Source organism: Streptomyces sp. NPDC058525, from assembly GCF_042719495.1.
Lineage (GTDB): Bacteria > Actinomycetota > Actinomycetes > Streptomycetales > Streptomycetaceae > Streptomyces.
Genome location: NZ_JBHXNP010000084.1, coordinates 1 through 19,494, shown reverse-complemented (window position 1 = coordinate 19,494; position 19,494 = coordinate 1). Strand labels below are relative to the sequence as shown.

At 72.7% G+C, this 19,494-nt stretch carries 14 protein-coding genes, 1 pseudogene and 1 riboswitch; of the genes and pseudogenes, 3 read left to right on the top strand and 12 right to left on the bottom strand.

Translation table 11 applies throughout. The annotated features are described in order from the left end of the window. Nucleotides 1-30 precede the first annotated feature (30 nt). Together ACFWP3_RS30915 and metE are read right to left on the bottom strand one after the other, a co-directional pair. A pseudogene (locus tag ACFWP3_RS30915) lies at nt 31-652 on the bottom strand (NAD-dependent epimerase/dehydratase family protein); the annotation flags it as partial. 178 nt (nt 653-830) lie between these two features. Beyond that, nucleotides 831-3,155, bottom strand: coding sequence for a 5-methyltetrahydropteroyltriglutamate--homocysteine S-methyltransferase (gene metE / locus ACFWP3_RS30910; RefSeq protein ID WP_384227554.1), 2,325 nt, complete (start codon nt 3,153-3,155; stop codon nt 831-833). A 164-nt stretch (nt 3,156-3,319) separates the two neighbouring features. After that, nucleotides 3,320-3,540: riboswitch (cobalamin riboswitch) on the bottom strand. Nucleotides 3,541-3,780: 240 nt separating this feature from the next. On the opposite strand from metE, the gene ACFWP3_RS30905 reads away from it, so the two are divergent. Further along, a complete protein-coding gene (locus tag ACFWP3_RS30905; protein ID WP_384227552.1) occupies nt 3,781-5,184 on the top strand; it encodes a short-chain fatty acyl-CoA regulator family protein in 1,404 nt (467 codons plus the stop codon). A 44-nt stretch (nt 5,185-5,228) separates the two neighbouring features. Here ACFWP3_RS30905 and ACFWP3_RS30900 read toward each other — a convergent pair whose 3' ends face one another. Further along, nucleotides 5,229-5,867: a hypothetical protein gene (locus tag ACFWP3_RS30900; protein WP_384227550.1), complete on the bottom strand. Its 639-nt coding sequence runs from the start codon at nt 5,865-5,867 to the stop codon at nt 5,229-5,231. Nucleotides 5,868-6,003: 136 nt separating this feature from the next. Between ACFWP3_RS30900 and ACFWP3_RS30895 the strand changes: the two genes are divergently transcribed. Then, nucleotides 6,004-6,681: a response regulator transcription factor gene (locus ACFWP3_RS30895; protein WP_384227548.1), complete on the top strand. Its 678-nt coding sequence runs from the start codon at nt 6,004-6,006 to the stop codon at nt 6,679-6,681. Then, entirely contained in the window at nt 6,674-8,188 is a 1,515-nt protein-coding gene (locus ACFWP3_RS30890; RefSeq protein WP_384227546.1) for a sensor histidine kinase, read from the top strand. Before ACFWP3_RS30895 ends, ACFWP3_RS30890 begins: the two co-directional genes overlap by 8 nt. A gap of 8 nt (nt 8,189-8,196) precedes the next feature. Here ACFWP3_RS30890 and ACFWP3_RS30885 read toward each other — a convergent pair whose 3' ends face one another. The 9 genes from ACFWP3_RS30885 to ACFWP3_RS30845 all read right to left on the bottom strand — a co-directional run bounded on the left by ACFWP3_RS30885 (nt 8,197) and on the right by ACFWP3_RS30845 (nt 19,375). Beyond that, nucleotides 8,197-8,610, bottom strand: coding sequence for a PaaI family thioesterase (locus ACFWP3_RS30885; RefSeq protein ID WP_384227544.1), 414 nt, complete (start codon nt 8,608-8,610; stop codon nt 8,197-8,199). Between the two features lie 53 nt (nt 8,611-8,663). Further along, nucleotides 8,664-10,685 carry an FAD-dependent oxidoreductase gene (locus tag ACFWP3_RS30880; RefSeq protein WP_384227542.1) on the bottom strand — a complete coding sequence of 674 codons (2,022 nt, stop codon included), beginning with the start codon at nt 10,683-10,685 and terminating at the stop codon, nt 8,664-8,666. A gap of 177 nt (nt 10,686-10,862) precedes the next feature. Continuing rightward, nucleotides 10,863-11,213, bottom strand: a complete 351-nt coding sequence (locus ACFWP3_RS30875) for a hypothetical protein (RefSeq protein ID WP_384227540.1) — start codon at nt 11,211-11,213, stop codon at nt 10,863-10,865. A 125-nt stretch (nt 11,214-11,338) separates the two neighbouring features. Beyond that, nucleotides 11,339-14,362 carry an alpha-mannosidase gene (locus ACFWP3_RS30870; protein WP_384227538.1) on the bottom strand — a complete coding sequence of 1,008 codons (3,024 nt, stop codon included), beginning with the start codon at nt 14,360-14,362 and terminating at the stop codon, nt 11,339-11,341. Nucleotides 14,363-14,468: 106 nt separating this feature from the next. Then, a complete protein-coding gene (locus ACFWP3_RS30865) occupies nt 14,469-15,290 on the bottom strand; it encodes a carbohydrate ABC transporter permease (protein ID WP_384227536.1) in 822 nt (273 codons plus the stop codon). Then, entirely contained in the window at nt 15,287-16,162 is an 876-nt protein-coding gene (locus tag ACFWP3_RS30860) for a carbohydrate ABC transporter permease (RefSeq protein WP_384227589.1), read from the bottom strand. Before ACFWP3_RS30860 ends, ACFWP3_RS30865 begins: the two co-directional genes overlap by 4 nt. Nucleotides 16,163-16,269: 107 nt before the next feature. After that, complete coding sequence (locus tag ACFWP3_RS30855; RefSeq protein WP_384227534.1) at nt 16,270-17,604, bottom strand: ABC transporter substrate-binding protein; 1,335 nt, start codon at nt 17,602-17,604, stop codon at nt 16,270-16,272. Nucleotides 17,605-17,898: 294 nt separating this feature from the next. Then, on the bottom strand, nt 17,899-18,264 hold the full coding sequence (locus ACFWP3_RS30850) for a hypothetical protein (RefSeq protein ID WP_384227532.1): 366 nt from the start codon (nt 18,262-18,264) through the stop codon (nt 17,899-17,901). Nucleotides 18,265-18,442: 178 nt separating this feature from the next. Next, a complete protein-coding gene (locus ACFWP3_RS30845) occupies nt 18,443-19,375 on the bottom strand; it encodes a serine/threonine dehydratase (RefSeq protein ID WP_384227529.1) in 933 nt (310 codons plus the stop codon). Nucleotides 19,376-19,494: the final 119 nt, after the last annotated feature.

The following is a 19,494-nucleotide window of genomic DNA, read 5'->3' as shown; positions in this document are numbered from 1 at the left end:
TGTTCTCACAGCCGGGGCCGGCCCGTCGCGTCATCCGGTGGCCGCCACCCGCTCGCGCCACCAGTCCACGGTCGCCGCGACCTGCTCCTCGAGGGGAGTGGCCCGGAGCGCGAAGGCGGCCTCGTAGGCACTCGAATCGACCACGAACGGATGGTCGAACCGGTAGCGGATCTCCTTGAGTTCGCGGAGCAGCAGGGAGAAGAGCCCGCCCACGGCCGGCGGCGTACCCGCGCACCGCGGCCGGCGCCGTTCCCGCCCGGGCGGCCAGCCGGCCGGCCATCTCCCGGACCGAGAGCGCGGGCTCCGTCGGGACGTGCCAGGGCCGTCCCCAGGCCCGCTCCTCGCCCGCGACCTCGGCCAGCGCCCCGGCCACGTCGGGCAGATAGGTCCAGCTGTGCGGGGCGTCCGGATCCCCGAGCACGGAGACCGGCTTGCCGCGCAGCAGCGGGGGCACGACCCGTGCGGCCAGGTGGCCGCCGTCGGTGACGCCGGGCCCGAAGAAGTCCGAGGCCCGCACCTCGACCGCCCTGATGCGGCCCTGCTCGTGCAGCGGCCGCGCCTGCTCCCAGGCCGCCGCCCGCACCCGCCCCTTGGGGCCGGTCGCCGCGAGCGGCAGCCCCTCGGTCAGCGGGCCGTCCACCGGGCCGTACCCCTACGACAACGTGGACGACTTGAGAACTCACCCGCGCACACGAGCGCGAGCGGCGGACCGCACGGCCCGGGGGCCCGGGTACGACGGGCGGGTGCGGGGTGGCACATCCCCGCGCCCGCCCCGCGCCCGCGCCCGTACCCGCCCGTGCCCGTCAGGGCCGACGCGGGCCCGCCCGGTCTCAGTTCGCCGCGATCTCCGTACGGACCTGCTGCGCGGCCTCGACGAGGTGCTCCAGGGAGGCCTTCGTCTCGGGCCAGCCGCGGGTCTTCAGCCCGCAGTCCGGGTTGACCCACAAACGCTCGGCCGGGATGGCCTCGAGCCCCTTGCGCAGCAGGGCCGCCGCCTCCTCGGCGGAGGGGATGCGCGGGGAGTGGATGTCCCAGACGCCCGGGCCGACCTCGCGGGGGTATCCGGCACCGGCGAGCTCGTCGGCCACCTGCATGTGGGAGCGGGCCGCCTCCAGGCTGATGACGTCGGCGTCGAGGGCCTCGATGGCCTCGACGATGTCGCCGAACTCCGCGTAGCACATGTGGGTGTGGATCTGGGTGTCCGGCCGGACACCGCTGGTGGAGAGACGGAAGGACTCCGTCGCCCAGGCCAGGTACGCGGCGTGGTCGGCCGCCCGCAGCGGCAGCGTCTCGCGCAGGGCGGGCTCGTCGACCTGGATCACCGAAGTACCGGCGGCCTCCAGGTCGTTCACCTCGTCGCGCAAGGCGAGCGCGACCTGCCGGGCGGTGTCGCCGAGCGGCTGGTCGTCGCGTACGAAGGACCAGGCGAGCATGGTGACGGGGCCGGTCAGCATGCCCTTGACCGGCTTGGCCGTCTGCGACTGCGCGTACGTCGTCCAGCGCACGGTCATCGGCTCCGGACGAGAGATGTCCCCGGCCAGGACCGGCGGCCGCACGTAGCGGGTGCCGTAGGACTGGACCCAGCCGTGCTGAGTGGCCAGGTATCCGGTGAGCTGCTCCGCGAAGTACTGGACCATGTCGTTGCGTTCGGGCTCGCCGTGCACGAGGACGTCGATGCCGGTCTTCTCCTGGAAGGAGAGCACCTCGCGGATCTCGGCCTCGATGCGGCTCTCGTAGCCGGCTTCGTCGAGCCGCCCGGCGCGCAGGTCGGCGCGGGCGGTGCGCAGTTCGGCGGTCTGCGGGAAGGAGCCGATGGTCGTCGTGGGCAGCAGCGGCAGCCCCAGGTGGGCCCGCTGGGCCGCCGCACGCTGCTCGTACGGCTGGGAGCGGCGGCCGTCGGTGTCGGTGACGGCCGCGGTCCGGGCCCGTACGGCCGGGTCGTGGGTGATCGCGGAGTTCGCACGGGAGGCCAGGTCGGCGCGGTTGGCGGCGAGTTCGGCCGCGATGGCTCCGGTGCCCCGGGCGAGGCCGCGGGCGAGGGTGGTGATCTCGGCGGTCTTCTGGCGGGCGAAGGCCAGCCAGCGGCGGATCTGCGGGTCGATGTCCCGTTCGGCGCCCGCGTCCAGCGGTACGTGGAGCAGGGAGCAGGACGCGGCGACGTCGACGCGGTCGGCGAGGCCGAGCAGGGTGCCGAGGGTGGTGAGGGACTTCTCGTAGTCGTTGATCCAGATGTTGCGGCCGTTGACCACGCCCGCGACCAGGCGCTTGCCGGGGAGTCCGCCCACCGCCGCGAGGTCGTCGAGGTTGGCGGCCGCCCGCTCGGTGAAGTCGAGCGCGAGTCCTTCCACGGGGGCCTTGGCCAGCACGGGCAGGGCCTCGCCGAGCCGGTCGAAGTACGAGGCGACCAGCAGCTTGGGCCGCTCGGCTTGGTCGAGTCCGCCGAGCTCGCGGTAGGCCCGTGCGGCGACGCCCAGTTCGGCCGGGGAGCGGTCCGCCACGAGGGCGGGTTCGTCCAGCTGGACCCATTCGGCTCCGGCGGCGCGCAGGTTGGCGAGGACCTGGGCGTACACGGGCAGCAGCCGGTCGAGCAGGGTGATCGGCTGGAAGTCCTCGGCCACGCCGGGGGCGGGCTTGGCGAGCAGCAGGTAGGTGACCGGTCCGACGAGCACCGGGCGGGCCTTCAGGCCGAGGGCCAGGGCTTCCTTCAGTTCGGCGACCTGCCGGGTGGAGTCGGCGGTGAAGCGGGTGTCGGGCCCGAGTTCCGGCACCAGGTAGTGGTAGTTGGTGTCGAACCACTTGGTCATCTCCAGCGGCGCCACGTCCTGGGTGCCGCGAGCCATGGCGAAGTAGCCGTCGAGGGCGTCGGCGGCGACCGCGGCGCGGTGGCGGGCGGGGACGGCGCCGACCATGACGCTGGTGTCGAGGACGTGGTCGTAGTACGAGAAGTCGCCGGTGGGGACCTCGGTGATGCCGGCGTCGGCCAGCCGGCCCCAGTTGGTCCGGCGCAGGAGTGCGGCGGTCTCGTGGAGGGCTTCGGCGCTGACGCGGCCCTTCCAGTAGCCCTCGATGGCCTTCTTCAGTTCACGGTTCTGCCCCTGGCGGGGGTAGCCGTACACGGTGGCCTCTACGGCCGCGGTCGCGGACTCGGTTGTCACGGAACTCTCCTTCGCGAGCTTGTCTCCATGAGTCCCGGTGGCGGGACGTGGAGCGCGAAGGGGTCACGGACCTGACGGTCCGCCGGGGCGCGATGCGCCGCTGCTGCCGTCGAGATCTGTTCGCCGACCCGCCCACGAGGTCACCGGGATGTCCGCGCACGGCTGTGCGTGCGCGGGCAACGGGCAGGTCTTCGGACTTGCGGGCACGTCTGCCGTTGGGGCAGACACCTACTGGCCGTCGCTTCCCAGACCCGTCCGGGTCCAGTGCGTATGACGGCGGTCGTTCCCGCTCACCGCTGCGGGGCAGTCCCGGATTCCCACCGGGTTCCCTCTTACGACGCATCCCGTCTGGCGGACGGGGCGAACCAGCTGCTGTCGATCAGCGTATGCGCAGGTCCTGGAGGACCGGTACAGCGGCTCACATGCCGGACGGTGACATGGGACACGGCGCCCCCTTGCCAAGACCGTCATCGTCCCCGTGGACCGCTCGTCCGCGGCCGGTGAAGAGGCACGCATGCCAAGTTCTGCGAATCCCAGGAGGTGTTTTTGCCAAGTTTGCAAAGACCTGCGGCGCCGGGATCCCGCGTAGGGTTGCGGCGTCCCGGTCACACGGAGGGGGAGCGCGGTGGGCAAGACGTACGCGGGGGCCAGACTGCGGCGGCTGCGCGAGGAGCGCCGGATGAGCCAGGCCGAGCTGGCGCGCGTCCTCGCGATCTCGCCGAGCTACCTGAACCAGATGGAACACGACTCGCGGCCGCTCACCGTGCCCGTGCTGCTGCGGCTGACCGAGGCCTTCGGCGTCGATCCCGGCTTCTTCTCGGAGCGCGACACCAGCCGGCTGCTGGCCGACCTGCGCGAGGCCCTCGCCACCGAGGTCGCCGAGGCCCGGGTGTCCCCGTCGGACCTGGCGGAGCTGGCCACCCGGATGCCCGCCGTCGCCGGGGTGCTGCTGGACCTCGGCCGGCGCTCCCAGCTGCTCGCCGAGCGGCTCGCCGGGGACGCGGACGGCCGGGACGGCGCGGCGGAGGGGCCGCGCTCGCCGCACGAGGAGATCCGCGAGTTCTTCTACCGGCGGCAGAACTACCTCCACGACACCGATCTCGCCGCCGAGTCGCTGGCCCGCGAGATCGGGATCCGCCCGGGGGACGTCGTACGCGCCCTGTCGGCGCGGCTCCTGGACCGGCACGGGGTGCGCCTCGCGGCCGATTCGGACCGGCTGCACCACTACGACGCGACGAGCCGGGTCCTGCACGTGTCGAGCCGGCTGCGGCCGGGCCAGCAGGCCTTCCGGATGGCCACCCAGCTGGCGCTGCTGGAGTACGGGCAGGAGCTCGACCGGCTGGCGGCCGAGGACTTCCCGGCGGACTCCCCCGCCCACGCCCTGGCCCGGATCGGCATCGCCAACTACTTCGCCGCCGCGCTGATCCTCCCGTACGGCGCCTTCCACACGGCCGCCGAGGAGTTCCGCTACGACATCGAGCGGCTCACGGACCGCTTCGGCCTCGGCTACGAGACCGTCTGCCACCGGCTGAGCACCCTGCAACGCCCCCGGCTGCGCGGGGTGCCCTTCTCCTTCGTACGGGTCGACCGGGCGGGCAACATGTCCAAGCGACAGTCGGCGACCGGATTCCACTTCTCCCGCGCCGGCGGCACCTGCCCGCTGTGGAACGTGTACGAGGCCTTCGCCGCGCCCGGCCGCATCCACGTGCAGGTCGCCGCCATGCCCGACGGACAGCGCCATCTGTGGACCGCCCGCGCCGTCACCCGCCACCGCGGCGGCTGGGGCGAACCGGGCAAGACCTTCGCGATCGGCCTGGGCTGCGAGATCCGGCACGCCTCCCGGCTCGTCTACTCCGACGGCCTCGACCTCGGCAAGACCTCCGCCGACACCCCGATCGGCATGGGCTGCCGCCTCTGCGAACGCCTCGACTGCCCGCAGCGGGCCGTGCCGCCCCTCGGCCGGGCCCTCGCCGTCGACGAGAACAGCAGCAGCTTCGTGCCGTACCCGGTCGCGGCCGAACGCGGCTGAGCCGCGCCGCCCGACGACGCCCCCGCCCGCCTACGCCCGCCCGGCTACGGCCGGTTGACGGGGACGTTGCTGGTGACGGTGCCGTCCGTGCCGGAGACCGTGACCGCGTGCCGGACGCCGTCCGGTCCGAGTACGACGGCCAGCCACGCGCTGCCGCCGCCCTCCTGGGCGACCACGCGGATGCTCTCCACCTTGCCGCCGTCCACCGCCCCGGCCGCCTTGTCGGCCGCCTGCCCGATGGCCAGCGAGGGCAGGGGCGCGGGGGCGGTCTTCGCGGAGCCCGCGGGACCCTCTTCGGCGGCGCGCGGGTTCGGGGCCCCTTCCCGCATCTCCTTGAACACCTTGAGGTCCTTGGGGTGCTTGCGGTTCTCGGTGTCGCCGAACACCCGCTCGCCGTGCTCGCCGCCGGCCGCCGGACCGCGCCGCTCGCCGCCCTCGGGGCCGCGCTCGGCCCAGCCGAAGCGGAACCCGGCCCTCCGCTCGTCGTGGTGCTCGTCCACGGCCACCGCCACCGCCACACCGCCGACGATCACCACGGCCGCGCCCAGCGCCGCCCACCGGGCGCCCTTGCGCCGGGGCACCAGGCGCCCCAGGTCCACGCGCTTGCGCGCGCCGGACTGCGGGGCGTTCGCGGGCGGCGGGGCCTGCCCGGGCTGCTCGGACGGCGGGAAGGATTCAGACATACCAGGACTCCTCAGGCACAACCAGGCACGGCGCCCGGCTCGTTGCAGAGCATGCTGAGCGGATGCTGAAGCCCACCTGAAGTCAGCTGAAGACCTCTTCAGCCTGTCGCGGGCCGGGCCTGAGACCCTGGTCGGCATGCGCGTACTGGTGGTGGAGGACGAACGCCGGCTGGCCGTGGCCCTGCAACGGGGACTCCAGTCGGAGGGGTTCTCGGTGGACGTGGCCCACGACGGGCCGCAAGGGCTGTGGCTGGCCACCGAGCACGACTACGACCTGATCGTGCTCGACATCATGCTGCCCGGCCTCAACGGCTACCGGGTCTGCGCACGGCTGCGCGCCGCCGGGAACGAGTCCGGCATCCTGATGCTCACGGCGAAGGACGGCGAGTACGACGAGGCGGAGGCCCTGGACACCGGCGCCGACGACTTCCTGTCCAAGCCCTTCTCCTACCTCGTCCTGGTCGCCCGGCTGCGCGCGCTGGCCCGGCGCACGGGCCGCCGCGGCCCCCAGGTGATGCGCTTCGGCGACCTGGTGCTGGATCCGGCCCGGCACAGCTGCTCCCGAGGCGACACCGAGATACGGCTGACGGCCCGGGAGTTCGCGGTCCTGGAGTACCTGGCGCGGCGCCCGGGCGAGGTCGTGCCGAAGCGGGAGATCCTGGAGCAGGTGTGGGACATCGCCTTCGCCGGCGACCCCAACGTGGTCGAGGTCCACATCAGCGCCGTGCGCCGCAAGATCGACGCGCCGTTCGGCCGCGCCGCGCTGGAGACCGTACGCGGGGCGGGCTACCGGCTGGCGGTCGACGGTGGCTGAGCCCCTGCTCCCCCGCGACCGGTTCCCGCGCCTGCGCGGACTGCGCGGACTGCTCGACCTGCGCGAACTTCGTGACCTGCCCGGCCCGCGCCGGCTGCGGCACCGGCTCCGGCGCTCTCCGCTGCGCCGAGTCCTGCCCACCACCGTCCGGGCCCGGGCCACCCTCGGCGCCGTCCTGGTCGTCGCCGTGGCCCTGGCCCTGGCCTCCTTCGCCCTGCTGGGCCTGCTGGAGGCCAATCTGCTGCGCAACGCCGAACGCGACGCCGCGCGGCAGGCCGAGACGATCGCCCGGCTCGCGGCCTCCGGGGACCTCGAGAAGATGCGGCCGACCCTGCACGGTGTCGAGTTCGTCCAGGTGGTGAACGCCCGCGGGCGGGTGCTGCGCGCCTATCCGAACCCGGCCGGAGAGTTCCCGATCGCCCCCGTCAGACCCCTGCGGCCCGGCAAGGAGTCCCGCACCCTGAACGCCGGCCCGCTCGGCGGCGAACACCGCCAGCGGGTCGTCCAGGTCACCACGGAGACCCCGCAGGGCATGGTCACCGTATTCGTCGGGACCTCGCTGCGCGATGTGGACGCGGCCGACGACACCACCGCCGCCGCGCTCGCGGTGGGCGGCCCGCTGCTCCTCGCAACCGTCGCCTTCGTCACCTGGCGGGTGACGGGCCGGGCCCTCGGGCCGGTCGAGGCGATCCGCGCCGAGGTCGCCGGGATCAGCGACCGGGACCTGCACCGCCGGGTCCCCGTACCGCCCACCCGCGACGAGGTCGCCCGGCTGGCGCAGACGATGAACTCCACCCTGGACCGGCTGGAGTCCGCCGGGATCCGCCAGCGCCGGTTCATCGCCGACGCCTCCCACGAACTGCGCAGCCCCATCACGGTGCTGCGCACCCAGCTGGAGGTGGCTCTGGCGGTCCGGGACCCGGAACTGTGGCCGGAACTGATCAGCGGCGCGCTCCAGGACATCGAGCGGCTCCAGCAGCTCGCCTCCGACCTGCTGCTGCTCGCCCGGATCGACGCCGCCCAGCCGATGGCTTCGGCCCGGCTGGACCTGGGCACCGTGGTCCGGGGCGCCGTGGACGCGCGCCTCGGGGACCGGGTCCCGGTGCGGACGCGGCTGGCGGACGGCGTCCGGGTGGACGGCAGCGCGCTGTGGCTGGCCCGGGTGGTCACCAACCTGCTCGACAACGCCCAGCGGTTCGCGGGCGGGCGGGTGGACCTCGTGCTGAGCACCGCCGGCGGTCCGGGCGGACGGACCGCCGTGCTGGAAGTGACCGACGACGGTCCCGGAATCCCGCCGGGCGACCGGGAACGGGTCTTCGAGCGCTTCACCCGTCTCGACGACGCCCGCAGCCGCGACCACGGCGGGGCCGGCCTGGGCCTCGCCATAGCCCGGGACCTGGCCGCCCACCACGGCGGCACCCTCACCGCCGAGGACTCCCCGCGGGGAGCCCGGATGGTGGTGCGGCTGCCGGTGGCGGACGGCGGGGACCCGGCCCTGCCCGGGTAGCCGGGGGCTCAGCCGAGCAGGGCGTAGACCGTGGAGGCGGTGGCGGCCGGCTCCGCGGCGCCCTCGGGGGTCATGGTGATGTCGGCGAAGGCCATCCGCTTGCCGAGTTTGGTGACCCGTACGTGGATCAGGACGTCGGCGCCGGTCACCGGGCGCTGGAAGCTCGTCGACTGCTGGACGGTGGTCATCGGGCCGTACGCGCCGCGCGCGCTGGAGATCGCGATGACGGTGGCGGTGTCGGCGGCGGCCATCAGGGCCTGGCCGGAGAGCCCGCCGCCGTCCCGGGCCAGGGCCTCGGACCAGGGCAGCCGCAGGACGGCGTGCCGCTCGCCGGTCTCCTGGACGCTCAGGCCCAGGGCGAGCACCCAGGGGGCGAAGTTGTCGGCGAGGATCTTGTCTGCGTCTGCGGAGGAGAACGTCACCGGGCGATTGTGGCGGCCCGGCCGGACCACCACAATCCCCTGTCGGTTTTCGGTCAGAGGGCGGCGGCGAGTTCCGTGCCCTGGCGGATGGCCCGCTTGGCGTCGAGTTCGGCGGCCACGTCGGCGCCGCCGATCAGGTGCGCCTCGACCCCGGCCGCGCGCAGCGCCTCGTACAGGTCGCGGCGCGGCTCCTGCCCGGTGCACAGGACGACGGTGTCGGCCGGTACGAGCCGCTGCTCGCCGTCGACGGTGATGTGCAGGCCCTCGTCGTCGATGCGCTCGTACGAGGCCCCCGCGACGGAGACCACTCCGCGGTGCTTGAGCTCGGCCCGGTGGATCCAGCCGGTGGTGGTGCCGAGGCCGGCGCCGACCTTGGTCGTCTTGCGCTGGAGCAGGTGGACCCGGCGGGGCGGCGCGGGGCGCTCGGCGGCGGTGAGTCCGCCGGGGCCGGTGTACGCGGTGTCCACGCCCCAGTGGCGGAAGTAGACGGCCGGGTCCTGGGAGGCGCCCTCGCCGCTGTCGGTGAGGTACTCGGCGACGTCGAAGCCGATGCCGCCGGCGCCGACGACGGCGACGCGCTCGCCGACGGGGGCGCCGTCGCGCAGCACGTCGAGGTAGCTGACGACGTTGGGGTGGTCGACGCCGTCGATCGCGGGGGTGCGGGGGGTGACTCCGGTGGCGACGACGACCTCGTCGTAGCCCTGGAGCGTCTCCACGTCGGCGCGGGAGCCGAGGCGTACGTCCACACCGCTGTCGACGAGCTGGGTGCCGTAGTAGCGGATGGTCTCCTCGAACTCCTCCTTGCCGGGGATGCGGCGGGCGATGTCGAGCTGGCCGCCGATGTGGCCGGAGGCCTCGAAGAGGGTGACGGCGTGGCCGCGGCCGGCGGCGGAGACCGCGCAGGCGAGTCCGGCGGGGCCGGCGCCGACGACCGCGACGCGCTTCTTCAGCCGCGTGGGCCTGAGGACGAGCTCGGTCTCGTGGCAGGCGCGCGGGTTGACCAGGCAGCTGGTGATCTTGCCGCTGAAGGTGTGGTCTAGGCAGGCCTGGTTGCAGCCGATGCAGGTGTTGATGGTCTCGGCGCGGCCGGCCGCGGCCTTGGCGACGAAGTCGGCGTCGGCGAGGAAGGGGCGGGCCAGGGAGACCAGGTCGGCGCGGCCGTCGGCGAGCAGTTCCTCGGCGATCTCGGGGGTGTTGATGCGGTTGCTGGTGACGAGGGGGACGGACACCGCGCCCATCAGCCGCTTGGTGACCCAGGTGTAGGCGCCGCGCGGGACGGAGGTGGCGATGGTGGGGATGCGGGCCTCGTGCCAGCCGATGCCGGTGTTGATGATGGTGGCGCCGGCCGCCTCGATCTCCTTGGCGAGGTGGACGACCTCGTCGAGGGTGGAGCCGCCGGGGATGAGGTCGAGCATGGAGAGGCGGTAGATGACGATGAAGTCCTCGCCGACGGCCTCGCGGGTGCGGCGGACGATCTCCAGCGGGAAGCGCACGCGGTTCTCGTACGCGCCGCCCCAGCGGTCGGTGCGCTTGTTCGTCGCGGCGGCGATGAACTCGTTGACCAGGTAGCCCTCGGAGCCCATGATCTCGACGCCGTCGTAGCCCGCGAGCTTGGCGAGGCGGGCGGCGCGGACGAAGTCCTCGACCGTGCGCTCGACCTCGATGTCGCTGAGCTCGTTGGGGACGAAGGGGCTGATCGGGGCCTGGAGGGCGCTGGGGGCGACCAGGTCCTTGTGGTAGGCGTAGCGGCCGAAGTGGAGGATCTGCATGGCGATCTTCCCGCCCTCGGCGTGCACCGCCTCGGTGATCACCCGGTGCTCGGCGGCCTCGTCCTCGGTGGTGAGGCGGGAGCCGCCCTCGAAGGGGCGGCCGGCGTCGTTCGGGGCGATGCCGCCGGTGACGATCAGGCCGGCGCCGCCGCGGGCGCGCTCGGCGTAGAAGGCGGCGAGGCGCTCGAAGCCGCCCTGGTGCTCTTCGAGGCCGGTGTGCATCGATCCCATGATCACGCGGTTCGGCAGCGTGGTGAATCCGAGGTCCAGCGGGCTCAGCAGGTGCGGGTACCGGCTCTGGGACATGGGGGCGCCTCCTCGCGCGGGGGTGATGACCCTGTTGTAGCGAGGGGAGGCCGGTTTTGCAACTAGGTGCAAAACCAGGTGGGGCCCCGCCGGCCCGGGATTTCCCGGGGCCCGGGGCCCGGCCGGCCGGAGGCTGTGGCGGAGTTCACGCCACCACGGCCCCCGGGGCGGGGCGCGTCAGTGGATGACCCTGAAGCTGCGCCAGGACAGGCTGGCGGGGGCCGTCACGTTCGAGAGCGTCGTCGCCACGTAGGTGCCGTCGGCCCGGTCGGCCCGGCCGCAGTCCTCCGTCCGGTACAGCACGATGTCGACGAGGGTGTTGTTCTCGACGTGGGTGGCCCCCTTCGGGATGGCGATCTTGTGACATCCCCGGACGAGGGTGTTGGAGTAGCTCAGCTCGTCCGGAGAGTCGTGGCCGCGGAAGCTGAGCATGCCCACGGTGCTCCGGCCCAGGCCCGAGCAGGCGGTGGCGGTCAGCAGCAGCGCCGCGACCCCCACGATGGTGCTGATGCGTCGGCTGTGGGACATGGCGCGGTCCTCGTCTGTGCGGTGGCGGCAGTTCCTGCCCACAGCTTTGCCCCGCGGAGCGCGGGTGGCTTCCGTTGCTCGGCCGACCGGATGAACGCGGGGAACCGGGCCCGGCTCCGCGGGCCTCAGGCGCGGCGCAGGCGGACCGTGACGATCTGGAACGGGCGCAGGGTGAGGGCGACCGTGCCGTCCGGCGAGCAGGCGCCGACCGCCGAGCCCGCCAGGGGGCGCTCCAGCAGGTCGCTCTCGACGGCCGCCGCCACCGGGAAGCCCGCCGAGAGGGTGGCCCCGGCCCGGCCGCCGCGGGACTCGTAGAGGCGGACGATCACGTCGCCGCCGCGGTCCTCGGCCAGCTTGACCGCCTCGACGACCACCGCGTCGTTGTCCACCGACAGCAGCGGGGCGACCGGGCCCGCGCCGCTCACCACCCGCTCGGGCAGGTTGAGCGCGTGCCCCTCGCGGACGGCGTCCGCGATCTCCGCGCCGGGCGCCAGCGAGAAGCGCAGGGTGTGCGCGCCCTGGTCGGTCTCCGGGTCGGGATAGCGCGGCGCGCGCAGCAGCGAGAGCCGGACCGTGGTGGTCTGGCCGCCGTCGGCCCGCACGTCGCGGGTGACGTCGTGCCCGTACGTCGACTCGTTGAGCAGGGCGACCCCCCAGCCCGGCTCCTCCGCGTGGATCCAGCGGTGGGCGCAGATCTCGAACTTGGCCGCCTCCCACGAGGTGTTGGTGTGGGTGGCCCGGTAGACGTGCCCGAACTGGGTCTCCGATGCGGTCCGTTCCGCCTTGACGTCCAGCGGGAAGGCCGCCTTGAGGAACTTCTCCGTCTCGTGCCAGTCCACGTCCGTGACGAGGTCGAGCGTCTTGGCCCCGGACCGCAGGGTGAGCGACTGGACGGCCGTCGAGGAGCCGAAGGAGCGGGTGACCCGCACGGTGACGGCCGACGGGCCGCTCTCGGTGACCTCCATGGCGTCCAGCGCGACCAGGTCGGTGACCTTGTTGCGGTAGAAGGTGTCGATGTCCCAGGCGTCCCACATGTTCGGGAAGTCGGGGTGGATCTGGAGCAGGTTCGCCGCGCCGCCCGGCGCGACCGCCTCGCGGCCCGCCTCCAGGTCGTAGGCCGAGACGACCAGCCCGCGGCCGTCGATCTCCACCAGCAGCCGGCCGTTGGCCAGGACGTGGCCGCCGCCGTGCCGCTCCTCCACCGTGACCGGCTGCCCCTCCCCCGCAGGTACGCCCGCGCCGCCGGCCGGGACACCGCGGCGGGCGTGCGGGGCGCAGTTGAAGACGAGCTCCTGCGCACCCTCCCCGGCCAGTGCCGTCTGCGCGGCCAGGGTGATCCCCTCGAGCTCCTCGCGCACCGCCCGGTAGGTCTCGCGCGCCTCGCGGTGCACCCAGGCGATGGAGGAGCCGGGCAGGATGTCGTGGAACTGGTGCAGCAGCACCGTCTTCCAGATCCGTTCGAGATCCTCGTACGGGTAGGCGTGGCCCGGCACGCGGACCGCGGCGGTGGCCGCCCACAGCTCGGCCTCGCGCAGCAGCGATTCGCTGTGCCGGTTGCCCTGCTTGGTCTTGGCCTGGGAGGTGTAGGTGCCGCGGTGCAGCTCCAGGTAGAGCTCGCCGGCCCAGACGGGCGCGTCCGCGTACTCGGCGCGGGCCTTCTCGAAGAAGGCGTCCGGCCGCTCGATCTCGACCCGCGGGGAACCTTCGAGGTCGCGCTGGCGCTTGGCGCGGGCCAGGTGTTCGCGCGTGGGTCCGCCACCGCCGTCGCCCCACCCGAAGGGCACGAGCGACCGCGAGCCGCGGCCCTTCTCCTGGTAGTTGCGGGCGGCGTGCGCCAGCTGGGCGCCGCCGAGGTCGGAGTTGTAGGTGTCGACGGGCGGGAAGTGGGTGAAGACGCGCGTTCCGTCGATGCCCTCCCACCAGAAGGTGTGGTGGGGGAACTTGTTGACCTGGGACCAGCAGATCTTCTGGGTCAGGAACCAGGTGGAACCGGAGAGCTTGACGATCTGCGGCAGCGCGGCGGTGTAGCCGAAGGAGTCGGGCAGCCAGACGTTGTGGGTCTCGATGCCGAACTCGTCGAGGAAGAACTTCTTGCCGTAGAGGAACTGTCGGGCCATGGCCTCGCCGCCGACCATGTTGGTGTCGGACTCCACCCACATCCCGCCGACCGGCACGAACTGCCCGTCCGCGATCTTCTTCTTGATCCGCTCGAAGAGCTCGGGCCGGTACGTCTTGATCCAGTCCAGCTGCTGCGCCTGCGACATGGCGAACACGAACTCGGGGTGGTCGTCCATCAGGCCGACCACGTTGGAGGAGGTGCGGGCGACCTTGCGCACCGTCTCGCGCAGCGGCCACAGCCACGCCGAGTCGATGTGCGCGTGGCCCACCGCGCTGATCCGGTGGGCCGAGGCGTGGGCGGGGGCGGCGAGCACGCCGGCCAGGCAGGCGCGGGCGGCGGGCGCGGTGCCGGGCACGTCACCGAGGTCCACGGCGTCCAGCGCCGCGTCGACGGCGCGCAGGATCTCGTACCGCCGGGCGTCCCCGGTGTCGAGCTGGGTCATCAGGTCGTACAGGACCTCCAGGTCCTGGACCAGTTCCCACACCTCGGTCTCGAAGACGGCGAGGTCCGTCCGGGCGATCCGGTAGAGCGGCTGGTCGCCGCTGGTCAGCCGGTCGCCCTCGTACGTGGCCGTGTGCTCGACGAGGACCGGGTTGGACGCGGCCTCGACGTACCACTCGACGCGCTCGCCGCCCTCCGCCCGGTCGGCCACGCGCACCCAGTCGTTGTACGGGTTCAGCGCCTTGACCTCGCTGCCGTCGGCCCGATGGACCAGCCCCTCGCACTGGAAGCCGGGCATCATCCGGTCGAAGCCGAGGTCGAGGACGGCCTCGACCGTACGGCCGGCCCAGTCGGCCGGAACGCTGCCGGTGACCTTGAACCAGGTGGTGCCCCAGGCCGGCCCCCACGACGCCCCGGTCTCGCAGGGCTCGTAGGCCGCCGCCAGGCCCTGGGCGACGGGGACGGGCTCTTCGGGGGCCTCCCAGCGCGCGAGGGTCAGCGGGACCGTGCGGGAGTGGACGGCGGGCTTGATGCGCTCCTTGAGGACCCGGCGGAGGCGGTGTTCGGTGATGCTGCGGTCGTCGTGCATGACGGCTGCTCCAGGAGGGAGAGGGGTCGGGACACGGGAGGGGCGGGGGGGGGACGCGGAGGAGGGGGACGCGGAGGCGGGAGGGGCTGGGGGCGGAGGCGGCGGTTCAGATCTTGACGGCTCCCTCTCCGACTCCCTTGAAGAAGAAACGCTGGAGGAAGAAGAAGAGGAGCATCATCGGGACGAGCGCGGCCATGGCGCCCGCGGCGATGAGCCGCTGGTCGTTGACGGTGGTGGCGCCGGCCAGGGTCTTCAGGCCGAGCTGGAGGGTGTAGTTCTCGCTGTTGGTGAGGACCAGCAGGGGCCACAGGAAGTCGTCCCAGGCGCCCATGAAGCTGGTGATGCAGACGACGGCCAGGGCCCCCTTGGCGGCGGGCAGGAACACCCGGGTGAAGCGGGTCCATTCGTCCGCGCCGTCCAGGACCGCGGCCTCCTCCACCTCCTTGGGAACGGCCAGGAAGGCCGCTCTCATGATCATGATGTTGAGCACGGAGACGGCGCCGGGCAGCCAGACGCCGATCAGCGTGTCGACCAGGCCCAGCTCGCGGACCGTGAGGAACATCGAGATCATCACGGACTCGAAGGGGAACATCAGCGTCGCCACGAGCACCGTGAAGACGGCCTTGCGGCCCTTCCAGCCGGGCCGGGACAGGGCGTAGCCGCCCATCGCCCCGAACAGCACGTTCGAGGTGACGGCGAGGGCGGCCACGACGAGGGTGTTGCCGACGTACTGGAGCAGCGGGAACGACTCGGCGACCCGCAGGTAGTTGTCGAGGGTGGGCTGCGAGGGCAGCACGCCGTCGTACACGTTCTCCGTACGGCCGCGGATCGAGGTCAGGAACTGCCAGACGATCGGGCCCAGCATGATCACGAGGATCAGGACCAGCGTGACGTACCGGCCGGCGAGTCCGGCATGGCGGCGCCTCAACTCTCGTCCCCCTTCGACAGGCGGCGGCCCAGCAGGCTGAAGACGAGCGTCAGGAGGAACAGCAGGATCGAGATGGCGGAGGCGTAGCCGGTCTCGCCGGAGAAGCCGAGGCCGACCTGCCGGATGAGGAAGGGCAGGGTGCGGGCGCCGCCGCCGGGGCCGCCGCTCTCGCCGCCGAGGATGTAGATCTCGGTGAACACGCGCAGCGCCGAGATCGCGGAGAGGGTGCCGACCAGCAGCATCATCGGTTTCACCTGGGGGACGGTGATGCTGAAGAAGCGGCGGACGGGGCCGGCGCCGTCGAGGGCGGCCGCCTCGTAGAGGGAGGCGGAGACGTTCCCGAGGGCGGCGAGGTAGAAGACCATGTAGTAGCCGAGGCCCTTCCACACGGTCACGATCATCGCGGAGACCAGCAGCATCGTGCTGTCGGTCAGGAACGGGACCGGCTCGGAGACGATGCTGAGCCTGCGGAAGACGGTGTTGACGAGTCCGTCGCTGCGCAGCACCCACTGCCAGATGAGGCCGACGACCACGGCAGAGGCGATCACGGGGGTGTAGAAGGCGGAGCGGAAGAAGCCGATGCCGGGGACCTTGGTCCGTACGAGGACGGCGAGGGCCAGCGGCAGAAGGACCAGGCAGGGCACGACGACGGCGAGGTAGAGCACGCTGTTGACGGTCGCGGTCCAGAAGTCGGGGTCGGCGAGGGCGCGGCGGTAGTTGGCGAAGCCGACGAAGCCGCCGCCGCGCAGGATCTGCGCGTCGGTGAAGGAGAGGACGACGGTGTTGACGAACGGCCAGAGGCTGAACAGCACCACCATGAGCAGGCCGGGGGCGAGGAAGAGGTACGGGGTCCACCAGGCGCGGTGGCGCACCGCGGTCCCGGCCCGCCCGGCCCGTTTCTCGCGCCCGGCCCGCCTCTCCCGCCCGGTCCGCTTCTCGCGCCCGGTCCGCTTCTCGCGGGCGGCGGGCAGTACGCGGGTCACTTGCGCGCCGCGGCGGCGAGCAGCTTGTTGGCCTCCTCCTGGGCCTTCCTGACGGCCGTACGGGGATCCTGTTCGCCCTTGATGGCCCTCTGCATCTCCCGTACGACGGCGTCGCCGACCTGACTGGTCCACTGGACGGGGGTGTTGGCGTCGAGCTCGGCCGTCTTCAGCTGCTCCGCGCCGACCGCGCGGGCCAGGGTCTCGGCGTCCTTGCCGTCGCCCTTGTCCGTGAAGTACGGGTCCGCGAGGCCCTGGGCGTTCGACGGGTAGATGGTGGCCTTCTTGGAGAACGCCACCTGGTTGGGGCCGTTGGTGACCCATTTGGCGAACTCGGCGGCCGCGTCGAGGTGCTTGGTGTCCTTCTTGATGCCGAGGGACTGGGCGTAGATGCCGATGTGCCCGAGGGTGCCCGTGACGGCTCCGGCGACCTGGGTGTTCGCGTAGACCTGCGGGGCGTTCTGCTTGATGTCCTTGACGAAGCCCGGGGAGCCGGGGCCGAAGACGAGCTTGCCGCCGCCGTAGAGCTGGTTGATGTCGTCGGACTTGAGGAGGGACTCCTTGGGCATCGCGCCCTTGGCGTACAGGTCCTTCATCCGTTCCACCCACGCGACGGCCCGGTCGGTGTCGAAGGTGAACCGCTCCCCCTTCGCGTCGAGGATCGGGACGCCCATCTTCTGCCAGTCCCCGGGCAGCCGGCCCTTGGGGTCGGCCATGAAGGCGGCCGTGCGGCCGCCGGAGGTGACGGCTATCCGCTCGGCGTAGTCGAAGAACTGCTCGACGCTGGTGGGCGGTTTGGCCGGGTCCAGGCCGGCCTTCTCGAAGAGCTCCTTGTTGTAGGTGAGGATCTCCGGGGTCACGTACCAGGGGTAGGCGTACACGCCGTCGCCCTTGCCCGGCAGCTTGAACTGCTCCCAGGCGCCCGGCACGTACTCCTGGGCCAGCGCTCCGTCGAGTCTGGCGACGTCGGCCAGCATCCCCCGGTCGCCGAGGAGCTGGAAGGAGTCGGTGGACAGGTTGACCACGTCCGGCAGGGCTCCGGCCTGGGCGTCGGCGACGAGCTTCTCGTTGTAGCCGTCGCCCGGGACGTCCTCCCATTTGACCTTCGCGTCGGGGTACTTGGCCTCGAACCCGTCGATGACGCCCTGGACGTAGGCCGTGAAGACGGGCTTCAGCTGGAGGGTGCGGAAGGTGATCTCGCCCGACACTCTGCCCGTCCGCTCGGCCTCTCTCACCTCCCCCGAGCCGCCGCTCATTCCACACGCACCGGTCGACAGGAGGGCGCCGGCCACCAGCACGGCAACGGCCGTACGGGTCGGGTTCGAACGGGTCATCGTTGCCGCCTTCGCAGAAGTCCGGCCTCATTGCCGGAGGCGGTGCCCACGGTCTCCGGGAACCAAGACCCCGTCAATGAGGCAGGTGCCCCCATGGCCGGTGGGGGCCTGTTCCGGAATGCCGCGACCAGGGCGCGCGGGCCCCGAAGGGCCTCTGCGCCGTATGCCCCGAGCTGGACTAATGCGCTTTAGTACAAAGGCAGTCGGCGGTGGTATCGATTCGATAACGAAGCGCTCTCTCCCGTGCGATCTGACGCTTTGTCGCCGGTCCGCGCGGGCTCGCACTAATGCGGTTTACTTCATCGGGTACTCGGCCTTCTCCGCGAGCTTGCCGTCCTTGAAGCAGAAGCGGAGCACGGTCTCCTTGCCGTTCTTGGGGTCGTCGCTGGAGACGTACCAGGCGCAGACGCTGCCCTCGGGCTCGGCCGGGCCGCCCTCCTTCAGCGCGCTCTTGACGAAGGATTCGCCCGACGGGAGCTTGGCGCGCACCTCGCTCTCCGCGTCGCCGGCCTTCACCGCCTCGTAGACCTTGGGGTCGATCAGGGTGTTGTCGGCCATGTCGAGTACCTTGCCGATGCCGAAGACCGCCGCCACGGCGAGGCCGACGCCCAGCACCAGGGCCACCCCGCAGCCGATCAGACAACCCTTGCGCTGTGCCACGCCGATTCCTCCGTGTCGCTCCGCGTCCGGCGTCGGTCGCCTGGACACTGCGAGCCTCACAAAGGGCGGGGGCCCGGGGCTGTCCTCGAAAGTCGTCGGCCGCCGCGACGATCGTCGTTCGAGGTCGGCACCCCGAGCGGCGCCGGCTCCCGGGCCGGCGCAGCTCGGGCTCGGGGCGTCACCGCATCAGGTCCCCGGGGTCGGTGTTGGCCCCGCAGAGGATGACGGCGACCCGCTCGCCCAGCGGCTCCGGTGCTCCGCGCTGGGCCGCCAGGGCGGTGGCCGCGCCCGCCTCGACCACGATCCGGTGCTCCTCCCACAGGGCCCGCCGCGCGTCCGTGATCGCCGCGTCCGGGACGAGGACCGACAGGACGCCCGCGTCCTGCGCGGCGGCCAGCGCGTCCGCCGAGACGCGGGTGGCACCCAGGGAGTCGGCGGCCACGGAGTCCACCTCGACGTCCACCGGGCGGCCCGCCGCCAGAGCCGCGTTCAGGGCGCGGCAGTTCTCCGGCTCGGCGGCGACCACCCGTACGCCGTGTTCGCGCGCGGCGGTGGCGATCCCGGCGAACAGCCCGCCGCCGCCCACCGCGACGACCACCGCGTCCAGTCCGGGCAGCGCGGCCCGGATCTCGTCGAGCAGGGTGCCGGCGCCCGCGGCGATGAGCGGGTGGTCATAGGCGTGGCTGCTGAGGGCCCCGCTCCCGGCGGCGAACTGCTCGCAGGCGGCCAGCGCTTCGGCGTACCGGTCGCCGACGAGCCGCACGTCGGCCCCGTACCCCCGCAGCCGTTCCACCTTCACCCGGGGGGCGTTGGCGGGCAGGAACACCGTCGCGGGCACGTCCTGGTCACGGGCCGCCCAGGCGCAGGCGAGCCCCGCGTTGCCGCCGGAGGCGATGGTGACCCCGGCGGCCGGGAGGGTGCCGGCCCGGTGGTGGGCGGCGAGGAAGTTGCGCGCGCCGCGGGCCTTGAAGGAGCCGGTGTGCTGGAGGTGTTCCAGGGCGTACCAGACCCCGTCCGAGGCGGGGACGACGGCGACGGGCCGTACCGATCCGGCGATGCGGTCGGCGGCGGCGCGGACGGCCGCGTAGTCGAGCTGCTGTGCGGAGTGCATGGCGTGTCTCCCCGGTCAGGTGGTGTGTGGGTTCCGCTATCTCGTGCGCACGGACTCCAGTGGATACGTTGAATTCCGCGTGAAGTAAGTACTGATGGGGTGGCCCCTACATGCGCAAT